The organism is Dehalococcoides mccartyi CG5 (assembly GCF_000830885.1).
Classification (GTDB): domain Bacteria; phylum Chloroflexota; class Dehalococcoidia; order Dehalococcoidales; family Dehalococcoidaceae; genus Dehalococcoides; species Dehalococcoides mccartyi_B.
This window is the reverse complement of the sequence record NZ_CP006951.1, coordinates 815,941-838,341: the sequence shown is the minus strand read 5'-3', so window position 1 is coordinate 838,341 and position 22,401 is coordinate 815,941. Positions and strand designations below refer to the sequence as shown.

General features: G+C 46.7%; 20 protein-coding genes, 3 tRNA genes, 1 rRNA gene and 1 other annotated feature. Of the genes, 17 read left to right on the top strand and 7 right to left on the bottom strand.

Going from position 1 to position 22,401, the window contains the following annotated elements; translation table 11 throughout:
* The first annotated feature begins 16 nt into the window (after window positions 1–16).
* The 8 genes from rpsR to ileS all read left to right on the top strand — a co-directional run bounded on the left by rpsR (window position 17) and on the right by ileS (window position 7,264).
* On the top strand, window positions 17–460 hold the full coding sequence (gene rpsR, locus X794_RS07510; RefSeq protein WP_011309480.1) for a 30S ribosomal protein S18: 444 nt from the start codon (window positions 17–19) through the stop codon (window positions 458–460).
* A gap of 35 nt (window positions 461–495) precedes the next feature.
* The gene (rpmH, locus tag X794_RS07310; RefSeq protein WP_011309479.1) at window positions 496–636 is read left to right on the top strand and encodes a 50S ribosomal protein L34; all 141 of its coding nucleotides are present in this window, start codon (window positions 496–498) and stop codon (window positions 634–636) included.
* A gap of 58 nt (window positions 637–694) precedes the next feature.
* A complete protein-coding gene (gene rnpA, locus X794_RS04435; protein ID WP_034376429.1) occupies window positions 695–1,057 on the top strand; it encodes a ribonuclease P protein component in 363 nt (120 codons plus the stop codon).
* A complete protein-coding gene (yidD, locus tag X794_RS07305; RefSeq protein ID WP_012984367.1) occupies window positions 1,029–1,241 on the top strand; it encodes a membrane protein insertion efficiency factor YidD in 213 nt (70 codons plus the stop codon). The genes rnpA and yidD overlap by 29 nt, the downstream gene beginning before the upstream one ends.
* Window positions 1,242–1,250: 9 nt before the next feature.
* Entirely contained in the window at window positions 1,251–2,366 is a 1,116-nt protein-coding gene (locus tag X794_RS04430) for a PQQ-binding-like beta-propeller repeat protein (protein ID WP_034376432.1), read from the top strand.
* An 11-nt stretch (window positions 2,367–2,377) separates the two neighbouring features.
* Window positions 2,378–3,325, top strand: coding sequence for a YidC/Oxa1 family membrane protein insertase (locus tag X794_RS04425; protein ID WP_011309476.1), 948 nt, complete (start codon window positions 2,378–2,380; stop codon window positions 3,323–3,325).
* Entirely contained in the window at window positions 3,237–3,917 is a 681-nt protein-coding gene (jag, locus tag X794_RS04420) for an RNA-binding cell elongation regulator Jag/EloR (protein ID WP_011929188.1), read from the top strand. Before X794_RS04425 ends, jag begins: the two co-directional genes overlap by 89 nt.
* 302 nt (window positions 3,918–4,219) lie before the next feature.
* The gene (gene ileS, locus X794_RS04415; RefSeq protein ID WP_011309474.1) at window positions 4,220–7,264 is read left to right on the top strand and encodes an isoleucine--tRNA ligase; all 3,045 of its coding nucleotides are present in this window, start codon (window positions 4,220–4,222) and stop codon (window positions 7,262–7,264) included.
* Between the two features lie 12 nt (window positions 7,265–7,276).
* Here the strand turns inward: ileS and X794_RS07540 are convergent, their stop codons facing one another.
* The 3 genes from X794_RS07540 to X794_RS04400 all read right to left on the bottom strand — a co-directional run bounded on the left by X794_RS07540 (window position 7,277) and on the right by X794_RS04400 (window position 10,721).
* Window positions 7,277–8,410: a S1C family serine protease gene (locus tag X794_RS07540; protein ID WP_011309473.1), complete on the bottom strand. Its 1,134-nt coding sequence runs from the start codon at window positions 8,408–8,410 to the stop codon at window positions 7,277–7,279.
* A gap of 8 nt (window positions 8,411–8,418) precedes the next feature.
* Window positions 8,419–9,234: a S1C family serine protease gene (locus tag X794_RS04405; RefSeq protein ID WP_011309472.1), complete on the bottom strand. Its 816-nt coding sequence runs from the start codon at window positions 9,232–9,234 to the stop codon at window positions 8,419–8,421.
* A 122-nt stretch (window positions 9,235–9,356) separates the two neighbouring features.
* Complete coding sequence (locus X794_RS04400) at window positions 9,357–10,721, bottom strand: TrpB-like pyridoxal phosphate-dependent enzyme (protein WP_011309471.1); 1,365 nt, start codon at window positions 10,719–10,721, stop codon at window positions 9,357–9,359.
* A gap of 147 nt (window positions 10,722–10,868) precedes the next feature.
* Window positions 10,869–11,130, bottom strand: a binding site (T-box leader).
* Between the two features lie 160 nt (window positions 11,131–11,290).
* Here X794_RS04400 and X794_RS04395 point away from each other — a divergent pair.
* The 5 genes from X794_RS04395 to X794_RS04370 all read left to right on the top strand — a co-directional run bounded on the left by X794_RS04395 (window position 11,291) and on the right by X794_RS04370 (window position 17,157).
* Window positions 11,291–12,808, top strand: coding sequence for a class I adenylate-forming enzyme family protein (locus tag X794_RS04395; protein WP_011929184.1), 1,518 nt, complete (start codon window positions 11,291–11,293; stop codon window positions 12,806–12,808).
* Between the two features lie 82 nt (window positions 12,809–12,890).
* Complete coding sequence (locus tag X794_RS04390; protein ID WP_011929183.1) at window positions 12,891–13,748, top strand: DegV family protein; 858 nt, start codon at window positions 12,891–12,893, stop codon at window positions 13,746–13,748.
* A gap of 48 nt (window positions 13,749–13,796) precedes the next feature.
* Window positions 13,797–14,399, top strand: coding sequence for an AAA family ATPase (locus X794_RS04385; protein WP_011309468.1), 603 nt, complete (start codon window positions 13,797–13,799; stop codon window positions 14,397–14,399).
* Complete coding sequence (locus X794_RS04380; protein WP_011309467.1) at window positions 14,399–15,892, top strand: leucyl aminopeptidase; 1,494 nt, start codon at window positions 14,399–14,401, stop codon at window positions 15,890–15,892. The genes X794_RS04385 and X794_RS04380 overlap by 1 nt, the downstream gene beginning before the upstream one ends.
* A 530-nt stretch (window positions 15,893–16,422) precedes the next feature.
* Window positions 16,423–17,157, top strand: a complete 735-nt coding sequence (locus X794_RS04370) for a DUF362 domain-containing protein (protein ID WP_011309465.1) — start codon at window positions 16,423–16,425, stop codon at window positions 17,155–17,157.
* Window positions 17,158–17,183: 26 nt separating this feature from the next.
* Here X794_RS04370 and X794_RS04365 read toward each other — a convergent pair whose 3' ends face one another.
* Genes X794_RS04365 through rnc form a run of 3 tightly spaced genes read right to left on the bottom strand, consistent with a single transcriptional unit; the run spans window position 17,184 to window position 18,364 of the window.
* Window positions 17,184–17,459 carry an acylphosphatase gene (locus tag X794_RS04365; protein ID WP_011309464.1) on the bottom strand — a complete coding sequence of 92 codons (276 nt, stop codon included), beginning with the start codon at window positions 17,457–17,459 and terminating at the stop codon, window positions 17,184–17,186.
* A gap of 21 nt (window positions 17,460–17,480) precedes the next feature.
* Complete coding sequence (locus tag X794_RS07380) at window positions 17,481–17,621, bottom strand: hypothetical protein (protein ID WP_011309463.1); 141 nt, start codon at window positions 17,619–17,621, stop codon at window positions 17,481–17,483.
* A gap of 29 nt (window positions 17,622–17,650) precedes the next feature.
* Window positions 17,651–18,364, bottom strand: a complete 714-nt coding sequence (gene rnc, locus X794_RS04360; protein WP_011309462.1) for a ribonuclease III — start codon at window positions 18,362–18,364, stop codon at window positions 17,651–17,653.
* A 351-nt stretch (window positions 18,365–18,715) separates the two neighbouring features.
* Here rnc and X794_RS04355 point away from each other — a divergent pair.
* A tRNA-Gln gene (locus X794_RS04355) sits at window positions 18,716–18,789 on the top strand.
* A gap of 12 nt (window positions 18,790–18,801) precedes the next feature.
* Window positions 18,802–18,878 (top strand) — tRNA-Glu (locus tag X794_RS04350).
* 208 nt (window positions 18,879–19,086) lie between these two features.
* Here X794_RS04350 and X794_RS04345 read toward each other — a convergent pair.
* Window positions 19,087–19,509, bottom strand: coding sequence for a hypothetical protein (locus X794_RS04345; protein ID WP_015407090.1), 423 nt, complete (start codon window positions 19,507–19,509; stop codon window positions 19,087–19,089).
* A gap of 748 nt (window positions 19,510–20,257) precedes the next feature.
* Here X794_RS04345 and X794_RS04340 point away from each other — a divergent pair.
* Window positions 20,258–21,754: ribosomal RNA gene (locus X794_RS04340) — 16S ribosomal RNA — on the top strand.
* Between the two features lie 311 nt (window positions 21,755–22,065).
* Window positions 22,066–22,143, top strand: a tRNA-Ile gene (locus X794_RS04335).
* Window positions 22,144–22,401: the final 258 nt, after the last annotated feature.

The following is a 22,401-nucleotide window of genomic DNA, read 5'->3' as shown; positions in this document are numbered from 1 at the left end:
ATAGGAGTTTGATTGAGTGAGTATCCAGGATAGACCTAACAGACCAGCCAGGGGTGGGCGTGGCCGCTATACCCCGAAGCGCAAGATATGTTCTTTCTGCGCTGAAAAGGTTAGCCGTATTGATTACAAGGATTCGGCTAAACTGGCCAGATACATATCTGACCGTGGCAAAATAGAACCCCGCCGCCGCACCGGAACCTGTGCCCGGCACCAGAGGGCTTTGGCTAATGCCATTAAGCGGGCTCGTTTTATTGCCTTGATGCCCTTTGTATCCGAACATGTTCGCCGCCAAGGCAATGTGGCTACTTTTTCGCCTATTCGTGAGCTTAGGCCTGAACCCAAAATTGCCGAAGCCAAGATTGAGCCTAAAGTAGAAGTCAAGGCCGAAGTTGCGGTACCCGAAGTAAAAGCAGAGGTTAAACCTGCGGCAGAGGCTTCTAAACCTGCTGAATCTGCATAAATAGTAAATTATTGCTTTCCATTTAAGGAGTTAATGTGCCTAAGAGGACATATCAACCGAAGCGTATTCCCCGTATGAGGGTTCATGGTTTCCTGTCCCGGATGAGTACCCGGGGTGGACGTGGTGTGCTCAGTACCCGCAGGGCTAAAGGCCGCAAGAGACTGATTGTAGTCTAGAGTGTTTTGGCTGTGCTCCGGTTGATTATCCATCCGGAGTATGGTTACACTATTTACAATGAAACAGGCTAACAGGCTAACCAAACGGGAAGAATATTCCCAGGTGCTTGCCCGCGGCGGTACCTATATAGGGCCGCTGGCCATAATGAAGACGTTGCCTAACAGTCTTGAACTGAGCCGTGTCGGTTTCATAGTCAGTAAAAAAGTAGGCGGGGCTGTAGAGCGTAACCGGGCAAAGAGAATATTAAGGGAAAGCCTGCGGACTACCGGTCTGAAACAGGGCTGGGATATAGTATTTATAGCTAGGGCAAAAGCGGCTACAGTAAAATGTGCCGAAATGGAGAGGGTAGTTAAGCACTTGCTTGGCAAGGCGCAGATACTATCAAAAACAGATGAAAAAACTAGCTTTAAAACTGATTAGATTATACCAAAATACCTACTCTAAAACTGCACCCTCCTCATGCAGGTTTATTCCCACTTGCTCACAGTACACCTACGAAGCTATTGAAAGATTTGGAATTTTTAAGGGAATTTGGTTGGGTGTGAAACGGCTTAGCCGTTGTCACCCTTTGAACAAGGGTGGCTACGACCCAGTGCCAGAATAGGACGGAAAATTGTTCAAAACCAATCGCATATCTAAAAAACTTATTTTGCTGCTTAGCCTTATTGGCGTTTTAGCTGTTTTAAGCGGTTGTATGGGTACTGGACAGAAACCTTTAGGCTGGTCTGGTGTTGTTGTCTCTGATAATGACGCTATATTCGGCTCTATGACCGGTAAACTTATAGCCCTTAACAAAGATGCCAGCACTCCTCGTTATCAGGTACCGCTTGAGACTACTACAAGTGGCGGCGGTTGTGCCGGTGCCGTTACTACCGTTGGCATATACGGTACACCGGTAATATCAGACGGTGTCATCTATATTTCTACCTATGGCGGCAAGATTTATGCTTACAATCAGGATCAGGGTGATCTGAAGTGGGTTTATCCTGTAACCGATGCCTTGCCTGCCATTGTCAGCGGTATTGCTCCCAACGGAGACAAAATTTTCTTTGCAGATACCAATGGCGTTGTTTATGCCCTGAGCAAGGCTGACGGACAAAAGGTCTGGGAATACCCGACAGGTGCCAAAATTTGGGCTTCTCCGGTTGTTTCAGGTGATTTGGTAATTGTGCCCGGTTTTGATAAAAAGGTATATGCTCTGGATATCAATACCGGTAACCCCGTGTGGACGTTTGAAGCCAAGAGCCCCTTTGCAAGCGCCCCTGTGGTAGATAACGGCACTGTTTATGTGGGCTGTTTTGACCGCAATATGTATGCACTGGATCTTACTGACGGCAGCCAGAAATGGGTTTTTGCTTCACCAAACTGGTTCTGGGCAAGCCCTGTTATTGCTGACGGCAAAGTATTCGCCCCCAATCTGGATGGCAATACATATATTCTGGACGCCTTGACCGGCACTCAGCTTAAAGTAATTAATATGACTGATGGTGTGGCTTCTTCGCCGGCCCTGCTGGGTGATAATGTAATTGTGGCCACCAAAACGGGCAAGATTTTCTCCATCAATATATATTCACTTGAGATGAAGGCCGTTACCGACCTCGCCCTGAAAGTGATTGCGCCGGTTACTGTTTCGGGTGAAGTTGTGTATATACATACCCAGGAAAATGAAACTGTCTATGCTATAAATCCGGAGAGCCGGACTATAATCTGGACTTTTGTAGTAAGTTAGCGAGGTAGTCGTTGGATATTGGTGCTATTTGGGATTTAATAATACTTTCGCCGATGATAAACGGCATGGTCTGGCTTTCCCACAATTTATGGGGAAGTTTCGGGCTGACAGTTATAGTTTTAACTGTTGTTATACGGCTGGCCCTCTGGCCGCTTAACCGTAAACAACTTACTGCTACCAAGAAGATGCAGGAAATTACTGTCCATATGGACGCCCTGAAGAAAAAGCACGGTAATGACCGCCAGAAACTGGCCGAAGAGCAAATGAAGCTCTACAAAGAATCCGGCGTTTCCACTACCGGTTGTCTTGTTCCCATGCTTATACAGTTTCCCATCTGGATAGCCTTGTATCAGGCTATTGTCAGGGTGTTGGCTGTTACCCCGGAAGACTTTATGAATCTTTCCAATCACCTTTATTCTTGGCCGGTGGTTTATGAAACCTTGCCCTTGAGCAATAACTTCCTCTGGATGGATCTTTCCCGTTCTGACTTTGTATTGGCTTTGCTGGTAGGTTTGGGCATGTTCGTTCAGCAAAAGATGTCTACTCCCAAGGCTATTAACCAGCAACAGGCAGCCCAGAGCCAGATGCTGAGCTTTATGATGCCGTTTATGTTCTTCTTCTTCTCCTTGTCTTTCCCGAGCGGTTTGGCTTTCTACTGGTTTGTTTCAGCGGTAGTGGGTATTATTATGCAATACTTTATTACCGGCTGGGGTCAGCTTGAGCCTATTGCTGAAAAGGTTATATCCTATTTCCGCGGTGGCCGCCAGGTGCGGTCAGGTAGCATATATAAAACTGAAAAAAAAGCTGCAACTCCGGCTGGTCAGTTATCCGATTCTTCGACCAAAGGTAAGCAGATGGAAGGTAGTATAGATGAAAAAGGTCGAGACGAGCGCCAAGACAGTGGAGGAAGCTATAAAACTGGGTCTAAATCAACTAAACGTAAGCCGAAACGAAGTTGAGATAGAGGTTCTGTCTGAAGGCCGGCATGGTTTGCTGGGTCTGCGCGGAGAAGATGCCCGTGTTTGCCTGCGGCTAATTGAACCTGAATACGAAGATGACATAGCACCGGGTAACCAGATGGATGCAAGTGATCTTGCTCAAAACATTCTGGAAACCCTGCTGGACAAGATGGATATTGAGGCATATGTAGATATTCTGCCTGAGAAAATGGTTACCGATGAGGAGTCACAGCCGAGTACTGTTTTGAATATTGTAGGCGAAGACCTGGGCATTCTTATTGGACGCAAGGGTCAAACCCTGATAAGTTTGCAACAAGTGGTAAGGCTTATGATTTCCCACCAGTTGGGGCGGTTTGAGCCGGTGGTGGTTGACGTAAATGGTTATCGGCAGAGGCGCTTGAGCTCGCTTCAGACTTTGGCTTGGAGAACTGCCGAACAGGTCAAGCTGCGGCGGATGCCTTTTTCACTTGAGCCTATGCCTGCCTATGAACGGCGGATTATTCATCTGGCTTTGGCTGAAGACGAAGAAGTAACTACCCAGAGCGTTGGCTTTGGCGAGTCCAGAAAAGTTGTGGTAGTCTTAAAAGAATAGTACAATAAACCTTACAAAAGGCAGTGACGGAGAAGAGTAGGTTATCTGCGGGGCAGAAGCGAGTCTGGTACGGTGAAAGCAGAACTTTCCGCTGGTATCCCGAAAATCACTCCTGAGCCGCCAGCCAAAAAGCCTTTAGGCTGAGTAGACCTGGCCGGGTTCGCCACCCGTTATAAGGGGCGGGGCATGTTAGTGCCCACAAGAGAGCCTCTGCTTGAAAGCAGGGGAAGCGGGGTGGTACCGCGGGCTTATTTAGTCCCGTCCCTGATAAGGACGGGATTTTCTTTTTTAAGAGGTGATAAATGTTTAAGGCTGTGAATCCCAGACAAAACTTCCCCCAGATGGAGGAAGAAATCCTGAAAATTTGGCAGGATAAGGGCATCTTTAAAAAGAGTATTGAAAACCGCCGTGACGGCAAACGTTTTACTCTGTACGAAGGGCCCCCCACTGCTAATGGCCGTCCTGGTATTCACCATGTGCTTTCGCGGGTTTTTAAAGATGTGATACCCCGCTACAAGGTTATGAAGGGTTATTATGCACCGCGGATTGGCGGCTGGGATACACATGGCCTGCCGGTTGAGCTTGAGGTGGAAAAAGAGCTGGGTTTTACCAGTAAAAATGATATTGAAAAATATGGCATTGCCGAGTTTAATACCCGTTGCCGTTCCAGTGTTTTTAAATATGTGTCCGAATGGAACAAACTGACCGAACGGATTGCATACTGGGTGGATTTGGATAATGCCTATATAACCATGGATAACAAATATATAGAGAGCGGCTGGTGGGCGCTCAAGCAGATGTGGGATAAGGGGCTGGTTTATCAGGGACATCGGGTTACCCCTCATTGCCCGCGTTGCGGTACTTCCCTAAGCTCTCACGAGGTGGCTCAAGGATATAAAGATAATACCGAAGACCCTTCGGTGTTTGTTAAGTTTGAAATAAACCATGAGAGTTTGGCACAGACAGGTTTGGGGCAGAAGTGGGTTAACCCGTCTGACAAACCGCTGTATCTGCTGGCTTGGACTACTACGCCCTGGACTTTACCCGCCAACACCGCTCTGGCTGTATCAGCCACAGATGAATATGCCATACTGGATATGGCAGACTACTATATGGTACTGGCTAAGCCCCGTTTATCCAGCCTGAAACTGACAGAAAACCCCATAGTGGGGGAGTGTTTGGGCAGTGACCTGAAAGGGCTTACCTACAAACCTCTGTTTGACCCGCGTGAATTCGGCATATCTGTAAAAAATATGCAGGATAACTCTGAAATAGATGCTCTTGAGCCCTTGTCTTACCCTGTGATAACCACCAGTTATGTATCTATGGATGACGGAACGGGTATAGTCCATACTGCTCCTGCCTATGGCGAACTGGACTATGAATCCGGGGTTAAATACGGGCTGAAATTTGTCCACCACGTAGATTTACAGGGCAGGATAACCGGTAACTATCCGTTTGCCGGCAAATTTGTCAAAGAAGCTGATAAGGATATCTCCCGTAACCTCAAAGAGCGGGGACTTATGTTCCGTAATGAACGCATGCACCATACCTACCCCTTTTGCTGGCGGTGTGATTCTCCGCTTATTTATTACGCCAAGCAGAGCTGGTACATACGGACTACCGCAGTCAGGGATGAACTGATAAAGGGCAACCAGCAGATAAACTGGTATCCCGAACATATCAAAGACGGTCGTTTTGGAGATTGGCTGGAAAATAATATTGACTGGGCTTTCTCCCGTGAACGTTACTGGGGAACGCCTGTACCCATCTGGCGGTGCGAGAAGTGCGGCCAGACCGAGTGTGTGGGTGGGATTGACGAACTAAAAGCCAAGCCGAATTTTAAAGGCATGCAGGAAAAACTGGATATCCACCGCCCGTATGCAGATGAATGGACTTATGATTGCGCCAAATGCGGCGGCAACATGAAAAGGGTTACCGAGGTTATGGACTGCTGGTATGACTCCGGCGCTATGCCTGTTGCCCAGTATCATTACCCCTTTGAGCCTGAAAGCCGGACTATTGCCAGTGACGGGCGTTTCCCGGCTGACTACATCTGCGAGGCTGTAGACCAAACACGGGGCTGGTTTTACAGTTTGCATGCCATTTCTACCCTGATATTCGGCCGCCCCTGTTATCAGAACGTAATCTGTCTGGGGCATATACTGGACGAACGCGGCGAGAAAATGAGCAAGTCCAAAAATAATGTTATCCAGCCCGCTGCTGTGCTGGATAAATACGGGGCAGATGCTGTCCGCTGGTATTTCTATACCGCAGCGCCGCCCGGAAATGCCCGACGCTTTTCAGAGAAACTGGTAGGTGAGGTAACCCGCCAGTTCCTGCTGATGCTTTGGAACATATATTCATTTTTTGTTACTTATGCCAATATAGATAACTTTACACCTTCTGAAAAATATCTGGCCGGTGAAGTACCCGAACTGGATAGATGGATTTTATCCGAGCTTAACCAGCTGGTACTGGACGTAGACAAAGGGCTGGATAATTATGATCCCACTCAAGCCGGACGGCGGATTGAAGATTTTGTGGGATATCTTTCCAACTGGTATGTACGCCGCAGCCGCCGCCGTTTCTGGAAGAGTGAAAATGATGCCGATAAACTTTCGGCCTATCAGGCGCTGTATACCTGTTTGGTTACCCTTTCCAAACTGCTGGCTCCCTTTACACCCTTTGTGGCGGAGGAACTGTACCAGAACTTGGTGCTTTTGGTAGACCAGTCCGCTTTGGAAAGTGTACACCTTACGGATTTCCCGGTAGCGGATAAGGCTCTTATAGACGAACAGCTGGACAATGAGATCCGTCTGGTAATGAAGGTTTCCAGTATGGGGCGTTCTGCCCGCAGCAAGGCGGCGCTCAAGGTACGCCAACCGCTGGCAGAAGTGCGGGTAGTTCTTTCTTCACCTGCGGAAAGAACCGGGCTTATGCGTCTGGCTGAGCAAGTGCTGGAAGAGCTTAATGTAAAGGCACTGGTAGCGGAAGAACCGGGTACAGCTATCCCTCAGGAAAATTATGTCGCCAGTACCGAAGGGGCATATACGGTAGCGGTCTATACCGGGCTTTCACCTGAACTGCTGGCTGAAGGTTCTGCCCGTGAGATTGTCCACCGTTTGCAAACCATGCGGAAATCTGCCGAATTTGAGATTGCAGATTATATAAATACCCATTATCAGGCGGATGAATATCTGGAAAGTGTTATCCGGACGCATGCCGAGTACATAAAGAAAGAAACTCTTTCCAACCAGATCGTAAACGGAAACGCCCCTGAAGGAGCGTATACCGAAAGTCTGGATATTGACGGTCACCCCTTAAGTTTGTGGGTGGTACGCTAAAGGACTACAAAACTAGCTTTCCGGTGGCGGAGTTTCAGCCAGTATCAGGGTTACGGTACTGGTTACTCCGTCCCGGAAATAGCTGACTTCTATTTTATCCCCTACCTTTTTACCGTGAATAGCCAGTATCAGTTCTTCATCAGTAAGTACTGCTTGGCCGTTTATTGACAGGATAACGTCATTAGCCTTAAGTCCGGCTTTCTCAGCAGGTCCGTTTTCAGCTATACCCCGTAACAGCACGCCTTTATCTATGCCCAGCTTGAAATAAGACTGGATGGCCGCATCTACGGTCAGTATGCCTATTACCCCCATGAAGGGACGGGTAATATATCCTTTGTTTACCAGTTCTTCAATAAAAGTGCGGGCGGAGTTTATATTTATGGCGTAACCCACGCCTTCCACTCCCACTTCCACAATTTTGGCAGAAGTAATGCCGATAACTTCACCGGCCATATTTACCAGAGGGCCTCCGGAATTACCTTCGTTTATGGCCGCATCTGTACCTATCAATCCGTACAGGGTTACACTTTGGTCAACGGTTATCTGGGCATCCAGACGGCTTATCCAGCCGCCTTTCATGGTTATTCCCAGACCAAGGGCATTCCCGATGGCCGCTACCGGTTCACCCACCTCCAGAGCGGATGAATCACCTATATACACAAAAGGCAACTCCTCCCCCAGGGTATCCACCTTGATTACGGCCAGGTCTGTACGCGAATCTGTCACAACACGGCTGGCGGTAAAGGTGCGGTTGTCTGAGAGGGTTACGGTTACAGTGCTTCCGCCTTCAACTACATGGTTATTAGTAATGATATAACCGCTGGGGTCTATTATAAAACCTGAACCTGAGGCTATGGCCACAGTCTGGCGGCCGAATATATCCTGGGTTATATATTCCACGTCTACCGCTACCACTGCCGGTTTTACTCTGGCAACCACCATGGCATAGTTTGCCAGTTCGGGCAGGTTCTGCTGAGGAGAGGGAAATTTCCAGTTTTCATCCAGTGGGGTAGAGGTACTAGGGGTATTGTCTGAATTATCAGTGTTTATGGGCTGGGACAGATAATCACAGCCACCGGCACTAAAAGCAGCAGTGGCAATCAGGATACAAAGAAACAGGCTGAATAAATGTAGTTTCTTTTTCATTGTCTTGCTCAAGCCGGCAACTGGGAGATAAGGTTATTGATAATGGGCAAAGCTATATACAGGCTGATAGCATAGCCAATGCCCTCCACGCCTACCTCTTGTATTTTAGCGCTGGTGATGCCTATTACCTCACCCTGATAGTTAACCAGCGGACCGCCGGAGTTACCCGGATTTATGGCGGCATCAGTTTCTATCAGTCCGGTCAGGCTTTCGGTATCACTGAACTCAACGGTAGTATTCAAACGGCTTACCCAGCCCCCGGTCATGGAAATACCCATGCCCAGAGCATTGCCGATGGCGGCCACCGGTTCGCCTACTGCCAGTTTGGAGGCATCTCCCAGTTTGACTGCGGGTAAATTGGTGGCATTTATCTTTATTACCGCCAGATCATTGGCAGGGTAAGTACGTACAGCTACCGAATTAAAGGTACGCCCGTCATCCAGCGTTACCGTGATGCTGGTGGCGTCTTCCACTACATGGTTATTGGTTACGATAATACCGTTTGAATCTATAATCCAGCCTGAGCCGGCGGCTTGCTCTACTATTGTCCGCCCGAAAATATCACGGGTGACCAGTTCAACATTTATAGATACTACCGAAGGTTTTACGGCCTTTACCGCATTTACGAAATTGACAGGACTTGGTACACTGCCGATTTCATCACTTTGGTCTGGCAGGTTTTGAGTATTAGTTTGGTTTTGAGTGTTGTCTTCAGGGGAATTGCTGAAATCCTGAAGTATGTCACAGCCCTGTGCCAGCAACATGGACAGAACCAGACTGATTGAAATAAACAGACCGAAGAAATTTTTGAAAAGTTTTTTCATTGCCTCTTCCTGTATGGAGTATTGATTTTATTATAGCAGGAAATTGTGAAAAAATTATTGATAAACAAGCGGGAGGGGTGATATTCCCCTCCCGCTTAAAAGACATAGTATGCCGTTTTTACCTAGACGTTGACTTTAGGCAAACCCTTCTGAGCCTCTTTTACCAGTTCTGCCGGGTATTCGTAGTTACTGAGCTTGCCCCGCAGGTACAGGTCGTAAGAAGCCATGTCCACGTGGCCGTGACCGCTGTGGCAGAAGAGAATAGTCTTGGCTTCGCCGGTTTCGCGGCATTTCAGGGCTTCATCAATTGTAGCCCTGATGGCATGGTTGGTTTCAGGTGCGCTTATGAAGCCTTCAGTCTGGGCAAACTGCATGCCCGCTTCAAAGGTCTCTATCTGCTGAACCGCTGTAGCCTCAATCAGCTTCAGGCGGCTGAGGTGAGACAGCAGGGGAGACATGCCGTGATACCGCAACCCGCCGGCATGTACCGGAGGTGGCATAAACTGGTGACCCAGCGTAAACATTTTCATCATAGGGGTCATACCGGCTTCGTCTCCGAAGTCATAGGCGTCCAGACCCTTGGTCAGTGAAGGACAGCTGGCGGGCTCAACTGCCAAAATGCGGGTATCCTTGTGAGTACCGTTCAGTTTGTCTTCCACAAAGGGTATAGCGATACCGCCAAAGTTTGAACCGCCGCCAACACAGCCAATAACAATATCAGGGTAGCAGTCTGCCATGGCCATCTGCTTTTTAGCTTCCTGACCGATAATAGTCTGGTGAAGGAGTACATGGTTAAGTACACTACCCAGAGCATACTTGGTGCCGGGATGGGTTACAGCATCTTCCACAGCTTCACTTATGGCAATACCCAAACTGCCGGGGCATTCGGGGTCACGTTCCAGTATCTCACGGCCTATTCGGGTATCCGGGCTGGGGCTGGGTACGACAGAGGCACCCCAGGTTTCCATCATAATGCGGCGGTAAGGTTTCATATTGTAGCTTACCTTTACCATATAGACCTTGCACTCTATGTCAAAGAATTTGCAAGCCATAGCCAGAGAAGAACCCCATTGTCCGGCGCCGGTTTCGGTGGAAATCCGCTTTATGCCGGCTTGTTTATTGTAATAAGCCTGAGCCAGGGCGGTATTGGGTTTGTGTGAACCGGCCGGGCTGACATCTTCCAGTTTGTAAAAGATTTTAGCCGGAGTCTGCAAAGCCTTTTCCAGCCGGTGGGCACGGTAAAGAGGGGTTGGCCGCCAGATTTTATATAGTTCCAACAGTTCTTCCGGGATGGGTATATGCCTTTCGGGGCTGAACTCCTGCATGATAAGGTTCATAGGGAATATAGCTTCCATATCAGCCGGAGTGACCGGCTTGCCGGTGCCCGGATGCAAAACGGGAGGCAGCGGTACGGGCAAATCAGGCTGGATATTGTACCAGACCTGAGGCATATCCTTTTCCTGCAGTATGAACTTGGTTTGAACCATTTCTGTTCTCCTTGACGTTATTTTAATACCTGTTTAGCCTTGATTAATTACCTGTTTACCCTGTGCCAGTCAGCCCCAGTTCATCTAAAGCCTCTTTAGCCGTATCAGGCGTTTTTGGGGCAGGGATAACAAAAAACCCTCTGCCCTGAAAGGGGCAGAAGGTTTACTTCCGCGGTACCACCCTAATTAGCCGGAATCATAAAATACCGGCCATCTTTAACAGGTACTTGGGGTAACCCCCTTATACCTTGGGATACTTTAACGCTTCCCCTGCGGCAAAGCCTACTTGGATAAACCGTTCGGTTTGCGGCTCCCAAGTCCATTCAATCCCTGCGTCAGCACCGGCTCACACCTTGCCCGGCTCTCTTAGCTTCGCTTGAAATTTACTAGTCTTGTTCATAGCCTTTAGATATTCAATTAGGTAAATATTAATCACTCATAGACTGCTTGTCAAGCTGATTTGGCCTAATTGGAATAAATGAATGATATTAAAAAATTGATACAAAATATAAAATCTGGTACACTGGCTCATCCAAATGCTTCAAACAATATATGTTCGGTGGTGACATTTGAATCTTGCTGATAGGCTTTCAGAAGTAGTTGCGGCCTGTCCTGAGGCTGTGGCCCTGAAATTTGAAGATAAAAATATTACCTATGCAGAGCTGGACAGGATTTCTGACTGTTATGCGTGGGCACTTACCCGTCTGGGGGCACTTGCGGGTGAGCGGGTGGCACTCCTGATACCAAACTGCCTTGAATTTATATATTTTTATTTTGGTATAGTCAAAATAGGGGCTGTGGCCGTGCCGCTTGACCCAAAATACAAATGGCCGGAGCTTAAAGCCCTGCTTGATGATTGCCAGCCCAAGGTATTGGTTTGTCAAACAGATGGACTGAATATTTTGCATCACCACCAGTCTGAATTAGGTTTTATACAGCATTATATCAGTCTGGAAGACAGCAGTTATCCGGACATAGTTTTATTAAAAAATTTTCTGGCAAATGTACCTGAAAGTCCCTTTGAGTTTGACGTGCCAGAAACTCAGACTGCCCATATAGCCTATACCTCGGCAGCCCAGTTACGCCCGCAAGGTGTGATGATAAGCCAATCAAATCTGGTCAGGACGGCAGCAATATCTGCCGGCGGGTTTGGGCAAAGCAACAAAGACAGGGTTATCCTGTTTGCTCTGCCTCTGCATCATATAATAGGGTTGGTGGTGGTTATGCTGGGTACTATATTCAGCGGCGGGAGTGTCATAATGCTCTCAGGTGTTTCTGTAGACTGCCTATTAAAGACTATTGAAAAAGAAAGCATTACAGTATTTCTGGGTGTTCCTTTCATTCATGCCATGCTGGTTCGCCACCTGCGGGAAAATTCCTCTGAATACAATCTGGCTTCACTAAGATTGTGCGGCAGTGCCGGTGCACCTTTGCCTCCGGAACTGGTGCTGTCATACAGAGTTTTACTGGATAAAGACCTGGTGGATTTTTACGGCCTTACTGAATCTACTTCTCATGTAACCTGCCAACCTCTGGATAGAAGCGGTAAGCCTTGCTCAGTAGGCAAAGTGCTTGGCGGGTTTGAGCTGGAAGTGGTGGATTCGGCCGGCAAACTGTTAGCGCCGTCTCAGGCAGGAGAGATAATTATCCGTGGGCCTGTGATGGACGGAATTTACCGCCAGCCTGAAAAAACCAACCAGATGTTACGTAACGGCTGGCTTTATACCGGTGATATCGGCTATAAAGATAATGACGGATTTGTTTACATAAAATATTTTATCAAACCTATGCTTATTACCAAAGGCCAGAACATATATTTTTCTGACCTTGAAGATTTGCTTCTTTCATGCCCGGGGGTGAGAGAAGTACTGGCGGTGGGGATACCTGATCCGGATGGTATGCGGGGTGAGGTGGTTCGGGTGGCGGTAGTACTTCGGGATGGGGTTACCCAGACTTCTGCCGGTATTAAGAAGTACTGTCTGGATAATCTGGCACAGTATAAAACCCCCCGGGAAATTTATATTCTGAAAGATTTACCCCGTGATTTGCTGGGATTGCCCTGTAGAGACAGTCTTAAACAAATGTAAAAATGACAGGGCAAGATGTGTTGCCAAACTCTCGTCTATGTGTATAATAAGTTTAAATGCTTTAGCTGATGAGAGGTGCGACATGGCGAACAGTGTAGCCATAGTTACCGATACTACTGCCTGTATACCGGCCGAACTTGTCAGAAAGTACCAGATAGAAGTTATTCCTATACAAATTGTTATCGGCGGCAAAGCTTATCCTGATGCGGAACTTGACCTTAGCCAGTTCTACCGGATACTCAAGGAATCCCCTCTGACACTCAAAACGGTTGGCTCATTGCCGGGTCCATATATTGAGGCATTTACCCGGCTGGCAGCCAAAACTGACCAGATTTTGTGTATTACCGAACCTGTACGGTTTTCGGGTATGTTCAATGCCGCCCAGCTGGCTGCCATGCAAGTGCTGGAAAAATACTCCAACCTTCGTATAAAAGTTATCCCCTGCGAAACTGCCGCTGCCGGTTTGGGGTTGGTAGTTTTGGAAGCTGCCCGCCAAGCCGAAGCCGGAAAAAGCCTTGATAATCTGGTAGGCATAGTAAGTACCCTGATGCAGCGGGTATATCTGTATGCGGCGCTGGATACTTTTGACTATCTGATTAGGGGCGGGCGTATACCCAAAATAGCCGCCCTGGCAGATTCTGTGCTTCAGATAAAACCTGTTTTCACCCTGCGTAACGGCGATGCTCAAACAGTAGCCCTGCCCCGCACTGCCGAAAAAGCCTTGCAGAATATGCTGGATCTGATGATGGGGCACGTAAAAGGCAAAGGGAAACTGAAAGTGGCTGTAATGCATGCTGATGCTTTGGAACGGGCACACAGGCTGGAGCAAAATATAAAAGAAAAATTCCCTGAGGCGGAAATTCTGATTATGGAATTTACCCCGGTTATGGGAGTTCATACCGGTCCGGGGGTAGTTGGTGTGGCCTTTTACGAGACATAAAAACTGTCTGGGTTTTTTAGATATTTTGGAATATAATATTTAGTTATTATGCCGTTTATACCTGAAGATGATATAAGATTACTGCTGGATAGTCTGGGTGACTTGCCTCCGGCTGAGAAGTGTCCGTTTTTGCTTATACTGGTGGGTCTGCCGGGAACAGGAAAAAGCACCTTTGCCGGGCGTTTTGCAAAACAAATTCCGGTCGTGATACTGGAAAGTGACGCTCTGCGTAAAACTCTGATAAATCAGCCTGTTTATTCCGATTCAGAGCACACCAGAGTATTTAAGGCAATACATGAACTGATGGGCAAATTACTTGGGCAGAGTGTATCGCTGGTGTTGGACGCTACCAGCATGACTGCCAAAGACCGCAGCCCTTTATATAACATTGCCGACGGGCTGGGTATAAAATGGTTTGTTGTAGAGATGGATTTGCCGCCGGGGATAGTTAAAAAACGCATGGAACGGCGGATGCAACAGGGTGCGTCCCGCTCTGATGCGGATTGGACAATTTATCAGATGCTGAAGCCTATGTTTGAGCCTGTTTCCGAGGAGTGTTATCGTATAAAGACCGAGGCTGATTTTCAGCCGGTGCTGGCACGTGTAATAAAAGACGTAAAAACCTATATAGAGCAGGAGGAGTGTAGATAATGGAAATCAAAATTGTAAAACAAAGACCGCAGTCAATTATGGCTGATGTTTTGGCTATGCCTGTTTTTGAAGGACAGGATTTGAGCTTTGAGCTTAAGGAACTGGATGCTAAACTGGGCGGCTGTATTGGTGAAATGAAGGCCAAAGCCGAACTGAAAGGCAAGACAGGTGAACTTCATCTGGTAAATACTCTGGGCAACCTTCCGGTTCGCTATCTGGCGGTATTTGGTTTGGGCAAAGCTGATAAATTTAATGCTGATGAATTCCGAAAATCTGCGGGTGAGCTTTCAAGGGCTTTATCAAAGAAAAGTTTCAAGAATATAGTTATCTGGCTAGGAGAGATGCCGCTGGCGGCAGATGTGCTGGCGGAAACCGCCTCTGGGGGTGTCCTGATGGGGAGTTACCGTTTTCGCAAATATTTCACAAGCGGCAATGAAAACGGGATAATTGACGAGATAAAGCTGGTGCTGGGGGACAAGGCTGACCTTGCAAGCGCCTCACAGGGGCTTATAAAGGGGCAGATTGTAGCAGAGGCAGTATGTTCTGCCCGTGACCTTGTAAATGAACCATCCAGTAACATGACACCAACTGATCTGGCAGATTTTGCCCGGCGTCTGGCCGAATCATCCGGTCTTGACTGTGAAATATTTAACGAAAGCCAGTTGCTTGAAAAAGGAATGGGCGGAATACTGGGGGTAGGGCAGGGCTCATGCCAGGCACCCAAGTTTATTATCCTGAAATATACCGGGCGTGACAGTGATGAACTTGATATGGCTTATGTCGGTAAGGCTATTACCTTTGATTCCGGTGGTATTTCGCTCAAACCTTGGGATAAAATGTGGGAAATGAAATCTGACATGTCCGGCGGGGCGGCGGTGATTACAGCCATGGGGGCTATTGCCAAACTAAGGCCGGCGATAAATATTATGGGCATTGTTCCAGCTACTGAAAACATGCCCAGCGGTTGTGCAATCAAGCCGGGTGACATTCTGCGCATGGCCAGTGGAAAGACCGTAGAAATCCATTCTACAGATGCTGAAGGGCGGCTGATACTGGCTGATGCCCTTGATTATGCCTGCAAACAGGGAGCTAAACAAATGGTAGATGTAGCTACCCTTACCGGTGCCTGCTCACGCATTTTCGGCAGTGCCTGCAGCGGTGGTTTTACTAATAATGACGAGTTTTACAGCAAGGTTGTAGCTGCTGCCAAACAGTCGGGTGAGTGCATCTGGCAGTTACCCACTTTTGAAGAGTATAAAGAAATGATAAAAAGTGACGTGGCAGATATTAAAAACGTGGGTGGTCCGGTTGCCGGTGCCAGTACGGCGGCTTTGTTCCTTGAGGAGTTTGTTGAAAACAGGCCTTGGGTTCATTTGGACATTGCTGGAACTGCTTATCTGGATAAGGACAATGGTTATCAGGTTAAGGGTGGTTCAGGGGCATCTGTGCCTACTCTGATAAGTCTGGCATTAAATATTGCAAAAATATTATAAATAATATAGCTGAAAATCTTGACTTTTGTGCTAAAATGAATAGGTTGCGAGTGCGGCCGATGTTCTTGCAGATAATTGATTGCCAATCCCTTAGATAGAGGGAAAAGTTTCCGGCCGGGATTTAGCCCAGGATGAATAGTATGCCTCAAATTTCTACAATTTTGGTTTTGCCAAAGTTGCATTTATGGTTGGAGGCGTATTATTCGTTATTTGGTGCCTAATGCACAGGCGGGTGTTAATATCTGGGGAAAAGCTGCAATATGGCTAAGCCAACTGCCGATGCTTAACCGGGTAAAAACTCTGGCGGAGTATTTTTTAGCCGGAATAAAGGCATCGGTTTTGTGCTTTAATATCAGGATAAACAGAGGTATCCGATTTGTGACTTACCAAGCCGGCAAGTCGGGGGCGTTTTTGAGGCAGGGGCATTTTGACCTGTTCCTTGTGCCTGTAAAATGTCAATCGCAGTTTGACCTGAGACAACGGAATATTGACATGCCAATTACTTATTATGATAAACCAGGAGTAAATTCTTGATATACAATGCATCCGAATATAATTTTAAGGCACCGGAGATACTTTCCCGTGCCAGAAGAGTCCTTATAAAGCCATGTGCCCGTTATCCGGTGCAATATCCGGTCAGCACCAGCCGCGAACTTATTCAAAAAATTATTAGCGGCATACGCAGGATAAGTGATGCGGATATTATCATACTTGAAGGCGCACCCGGAGGAGCCCCTGTGAAGAGCATTTATAAAGCTCTTTCATACGACTTTCAAAGAGTGGTTCTGCTGGATGTGAATGATTGCACCTGGGTTGAGGTGGATAACCCTTTGAACAAGCCTCTGGTTGTTCCCACCTTTTGGGTGCCGAATGTTATCTTGTCCAGTGATTTTCTGATTAGCGTCACTCCCTTGCAGATTATTAACGGCAAGGGCAACTTCTCTATCTCAAATTTGCTGCCGGTATTGCCCTCCGGCAAATACGGTAGCGGTAAGACGGGCTGGGATTCACTTTACAGTCAGGGTATTGAAAAGGTTTTATCTGACCTTTACTTCACTTTGCCGTTTGATATGGGCATTATAGAAGCTACCCAGAAATTTACCAGCCACGGGGACCCGACCAAAGGCGAGATTGAGCATTTGGGCAAGATATTTGCCGGTGAACCTTATGAAGTGGATACCGAAGTTTCACGTACCTTGAATATTAAGACAGACTATTTGGAGTTAATAAAAACATCCAGCGTTGAACTTGAACGCTGGACTTAAAGTGCTTTGTTCCTGTTTAGTTCGGGTTAATGCTTGATGCGGAAATCACTGTAGTTGGCGGTTGCTGTTTCCCAGCTGGTTTCCACATCTTTAACCTCGGCACGGGGAGGACCTGAACGGAGTAAATCCAAGAACTCAAGGAGTGCGTCTTTGTCTCCTTCAGCTACCACTTCCACTTCAGCCCCGTTGGCCAGGTTTTTGGCGTATCCGCAAAGACCCAGACGCGTTGCCTGTGTTCGGGTGAAGTCTCTGAAGTAAACTCCCTGTACCTTCCCTTTGACAATGGCTCTCAGACAATGCATGCCAAAGCCTCATATTCCGGGTTATACGTCTTTGCCTTTTTTCTTTTTGCGGACTACTTCCGGTTCTATATTCGGCTGGAAAAATTCACCCGAAACTCCCGGTTTCTTGGAATCCTTCTTCTGTTTTTTGTTCTCTCGTGATTGAAAATCTCTGCCACCCATATATATCCTCCTGTAATACTAGAAGTTTATCAAATGTTATCTTCGTCTGTAAAGCTGTTTTCAAACTGTTGCAGAGCTACCTTGGCGGCATTGGTTTCGGCCTCTTTTTTGCTTCGCCCGGAACCTTCCGCAAATACCCTGTCTTCTGCATAAACCTCTGCTATAAATAAACGATTGTGCTCTGGCCCGCTGAAATTTGTAATACGATAGCGGGGTGTAAGCTGCAGTTGAGCCTGAATAAGCTCTTGCAGGCGGGATTTGTAGTCAATATTGGAACTAAGGGTTTGTACCCGCTCCATTTCGGTCTTGAAAAGGCGGAAAATCACTTCCCGGGTTACATCCATACCCTTATCTATGTATATAGCTGCCAGGACTGCTTCAAAGGCACCCGCCAGATTCGCCGGTTTGAAACGCCCCTTGGATACGTCTTCCCCCCGCCCCAGATAGAGATACTTGCCAAGGTTTATTCCCAAAGCTACCCTTACCAGACTCTCCCGCCGCACCAGCAGGGAACGGAAACGGGTCAAATCACCTTCCTGAATATCAGGGAAATCATGGTAAAGACGATCTGCAAAGATAACACCCAGAACGGCATCACCCAGAAATTCCATTCTTTCGTTAGAGCCGCTTGAGTGATTAGGGTTTTCATTTACCCACGAAGTATGTATAAGTGCCTGCTCTAGAAGCGATGGCTGCTCAAACTTTACTCCCAGAGAGTTTTCAAGTTCAGTTAAATCTAACATTTCAGATAAGATTATGCCATTCGGCAAATACATGTCAAGCTGAAGTAAATGCAGGGTTTTCTTGACTTAAGATTAAAAAGCATTTATGATATTTCTGATATAAAAATGTATATAGGAGATAGGAAACGGAATGAGTAAACTGATAGAGAATGCCGGCGTTATAGCTTTCATATTAGCCTTCTTGTTTTGCTGCTTTGGCATAAGTTTAGTTATTTTCTATGGCTTCCTTTATATGCCTCCTGCAATTACCCCTATTTCATAAATTGGCTATAGCAAGACAATGCCGCACCTTTAAATATTGATGCGGCGTTGTTTTGTAGCTTGGCTTACTGGTATAATCCGTGTGCATGTTGGGGAATCGTCTAGCGGTAGGACAGCGGACTCTGAATCCGTATGGGAAGGTTCGAATCCTTCTTCCCCAGCCACTTCGTTCTTATGGCGCATTCGTCTAGCGGCCCAGGACGCGTCCCTCTCAAGGACGAGATCACCGGTTCGAATCCGGTATGCGCTACCAAAAATTTAACGTGTAATACAGTCGTATGACGCTATTGTGTCGTATTAAGTAAAGTCTCAAAATTGGAAATGACTTTCGGAATTGCTTCCAAGTAATCGTTTAGTATTTCTTCAAGTGAAACAAATTTATCACTCTTCTCCTCGAAAAACATATCATTACTTTGGCATAAAGGTCTTTGCCCTTCGATAGCCGAATCTCCTGTCTTAACTCATTTTAGTCCATTTCGTGTTATTAATAATGCGACAACACCTTGGTTCGCAATTAGCTTTACTGGACCTCCATAAAATCTCCTCTTGTTTTTTGTTGGAGGAAGACAACCAAATCGATGAAAGTCGTGAATACGAATTTTTTCCAAGAGATGATAGAACGGAATAGCTTGAGAGATTTCTAGCTCAAGGTTTTTTCTGTTTTCTTTAATATCGTTGCTTTTAGGAGATTTAAGTTCTTGTTTTTCAGTAGCTTCGAGTATCAATTCAACTATTGAGCGGGCTGGATATACCGCAGCAATTAAATTAGTAAATTTGGTATGGGGTTTCTTGGAACGGCGAGCTAGTTGCAATAATCGTTTAGCACGATAGTATTGTTCATAGATACCCTGTAGTCTGGGACTCGAAACATTATTACTTTTCATGTATCTATTATATCGTGGGCTTACAAAATTAATATAAAATATTGTAAGTCGGTGTAAACTTTTTATAAAGTTGGCAATTTAGTGAAGGCTGTACTTTACCATTTTGCTAAAGATTGGTTTGAGTTCGTGTTTGCCGCTTGTGTGCGTTATGCGCTCCCTAGCTGTAAAATGGGCGGTATAAATCTGCTGTTAGCAAGATTGCACCAGTTTAATATATATGCCTTCATTTGGCGTTATGCGGCGGATTGACAAGGTTAAAAAATCCAATCTGAATCATTAGAAATCTAAAACCAAAATTATGGTTGGTGGTATTATTTCGGACGGGAGTAAAAATATAGTTGGACACTTTTTGTCAATAATCAAGCTACGTCATACCAAAGAAAACTCTACGAGTGCATGATGTGACCACTGTATGTATGCAAGGTTATATGACAGATGGGCAAAAATAACAAAAAATATGCCAGATATTTTGAAAATTACCCCTCTCCAAAGCTAAAACGGGATTTGCTTTCCCCTAAACCCTATGATATACTCTCCCACGTTGAAATTGATTGCCGAGTAAAAAACGGCCACCTTAAAAGACAGGTTACACGGTAGACAACTCCACAAAAGCCTTTAACAGGCTGGGGTTTTCCTTGACAGAGAGCAGCCAAATGTGATACTATCTCTCTTTGTCTGGAACTGATGCACCTTAACAACTGGATAGCGGAAAGAAAAGTTTTAAACAATACACTAGTAATTAATATTGAGCTTGGAGAGTTTGATCCTGGCTCAGGATGAACGCTAGCGGCGTGCCTTATGCATGCAAGTCGAACGGTCTTAAGCAATTAAGATAGTGGCGAACGGGTGAGTAACGCGTAAGTAACCTACCTCTAAGTGGGGGATAGCTTCGGGAAACTGAAGGTAATACCGCATGTGGTGGGCCGACATATGTTGGTTCACTAAAGCCGTAAGGCGCTTGGTGAGGGGCTTGCGTCCGATTAGCTAGTTGGTGGGGTAATGGCCTACCAAGGCTTCGATCGGTAGCTGGTCTGAGAGGATGATCAGCCACACTGGGACTGAGACACGGCCCAGACTCCTACGGGAGGCAGCAGCAAGGAATCTTGGGCAATGGGCGAAAGCCTGACCCAGCAACGCCGCGTGAGGGATGAAGGCTTTCGGGTTGTAAACCTCTTTTCATAGGGAAGAATAATGACGGTACCTGTGGAATAAGCTTCGGCTAACTACGTGCCAGCAGCCGCGGTAATACGTAGGAAGCAAGCGTTATCCGGATTTATTGGGCGTAAAGTGAGCGTAGGTGGTCTTTCAAGTTGGATGTGAAATTTCCCGGCTTAACCGGGACGAGTCATTCAATACTGTTGGACTAGAGTACAGCAGGAGAAAACGGAATTCCCGGTGTAGTGGTAAAATGCGTAGATATCGGGAGGAACACCAGAGGCGAAGGCGGTTTTCTAGGTTGTCACTGACACTGAGGCTCGAAAGCGTGGGGAGCGAACAGAATTAGATACTCTGGTAGTCCACGCCTTAAACTATGGACACTAGGTATAGGGAGTATCGACCCTCTCTGTGCCGAAGCTAACGCTTTAAGTGTCCCGCCTGGGGAGTACGGTCGCAAGGCTAAAACTCAAAGGAATTGACGGGGGCCCGCACAAGCAGCGGAGCGTGTGGTTTAATTCGATGCTACACGAAGAACCTTACCAAGATTTGACATGCATGTAGTAGTGAACTGAAAGGGGAACGACCTGTTAAGTCAGGAACTTGCACAGGTGCTGCATGGCTGTCGTCAGCTCGTGCCGTGAGGTGTTTGGTTAAGTCCTGCAACGAGCGCAACCCTTGTTGCTAGTTAAATTTTCTAGCGAGACTGCCCCGCGAAACGGGGAGGAAGGTGGGGATGACGTCAAGTCAGCATGGCCTTTATATCTTGGGCTACACACACGCTACAATGGACAGAACAATAGGTTGCAACAGTGCGAACTGGAGCTAATCCCCAAAGCTGTCCTCAGTTCGGATTGCAGGCTGAAACCCGCCTGCATGAAGTTGGAGTTGCTAGTAACCGCATATCAGCATGGTGCGGTGAATACGTTCTCGGGCCTTGTACACACCGCCCGTCACGTCATGAAAGCCGGTAACACTTGAAGTCGATGTGCCAACCGCAAGGAGGCAGTCGCCGAGGGTGGGACTGGTAATTGGGACGAAGTCGTAACAAGGTAGCCGTAGCGGAAGCTGCGGCTGGATCACCTCCTTTCTAAGGATAATTGGCCTCGTGCCTATTAACCTAGGTCGATATCCGACTTAAAACGGATACTTCGCTTTTCTTTCCGCTATCCAGAGGTTAAGGTGTTAGTGTTATAAGGGGATAAATTAGTTTCCCTGAAAGCTGATAACCTGAACTCTCACATCTGCTTAACTTATCCCTGTTTTATCAGTGTTCATGGTGATAAGGGACTTGCGCTAGGCATCCTGTTTGCTATATTATAATGACGTTTTTCAAATAGTAATTCACTTGCTAATGCATTCGACAGCTCAAGATTGAGTTTGTTTATATTGTTATCAAATGGGCCATTAGCTCAGTTGGTTAGAGCGCAGTCCTGATAAGACTGAGGTCCTTGGGTTCGAGACCAAGATGGCCCACCATGTTGTACAAAAGGTAAAACTCTTTTTGAGAAGGTCTTTAAACTAGAGTTCTAATCGTTTCGAATAACAACGGGGGGAATGTGATATTTTCATATTCCCCCGGTTTGTTTTTTAGAAGAAAACTTTCTCGAAGAGCTGGCGGCTTTAATATCATTGAATATTTCCCAAATTGATCAAACAGGTTTTGCCCCAAAACCATTCCGGGTTTCAACATATCCAGATGTAATCTTTACATTGGTTTAGCTATTGTACCTGCTT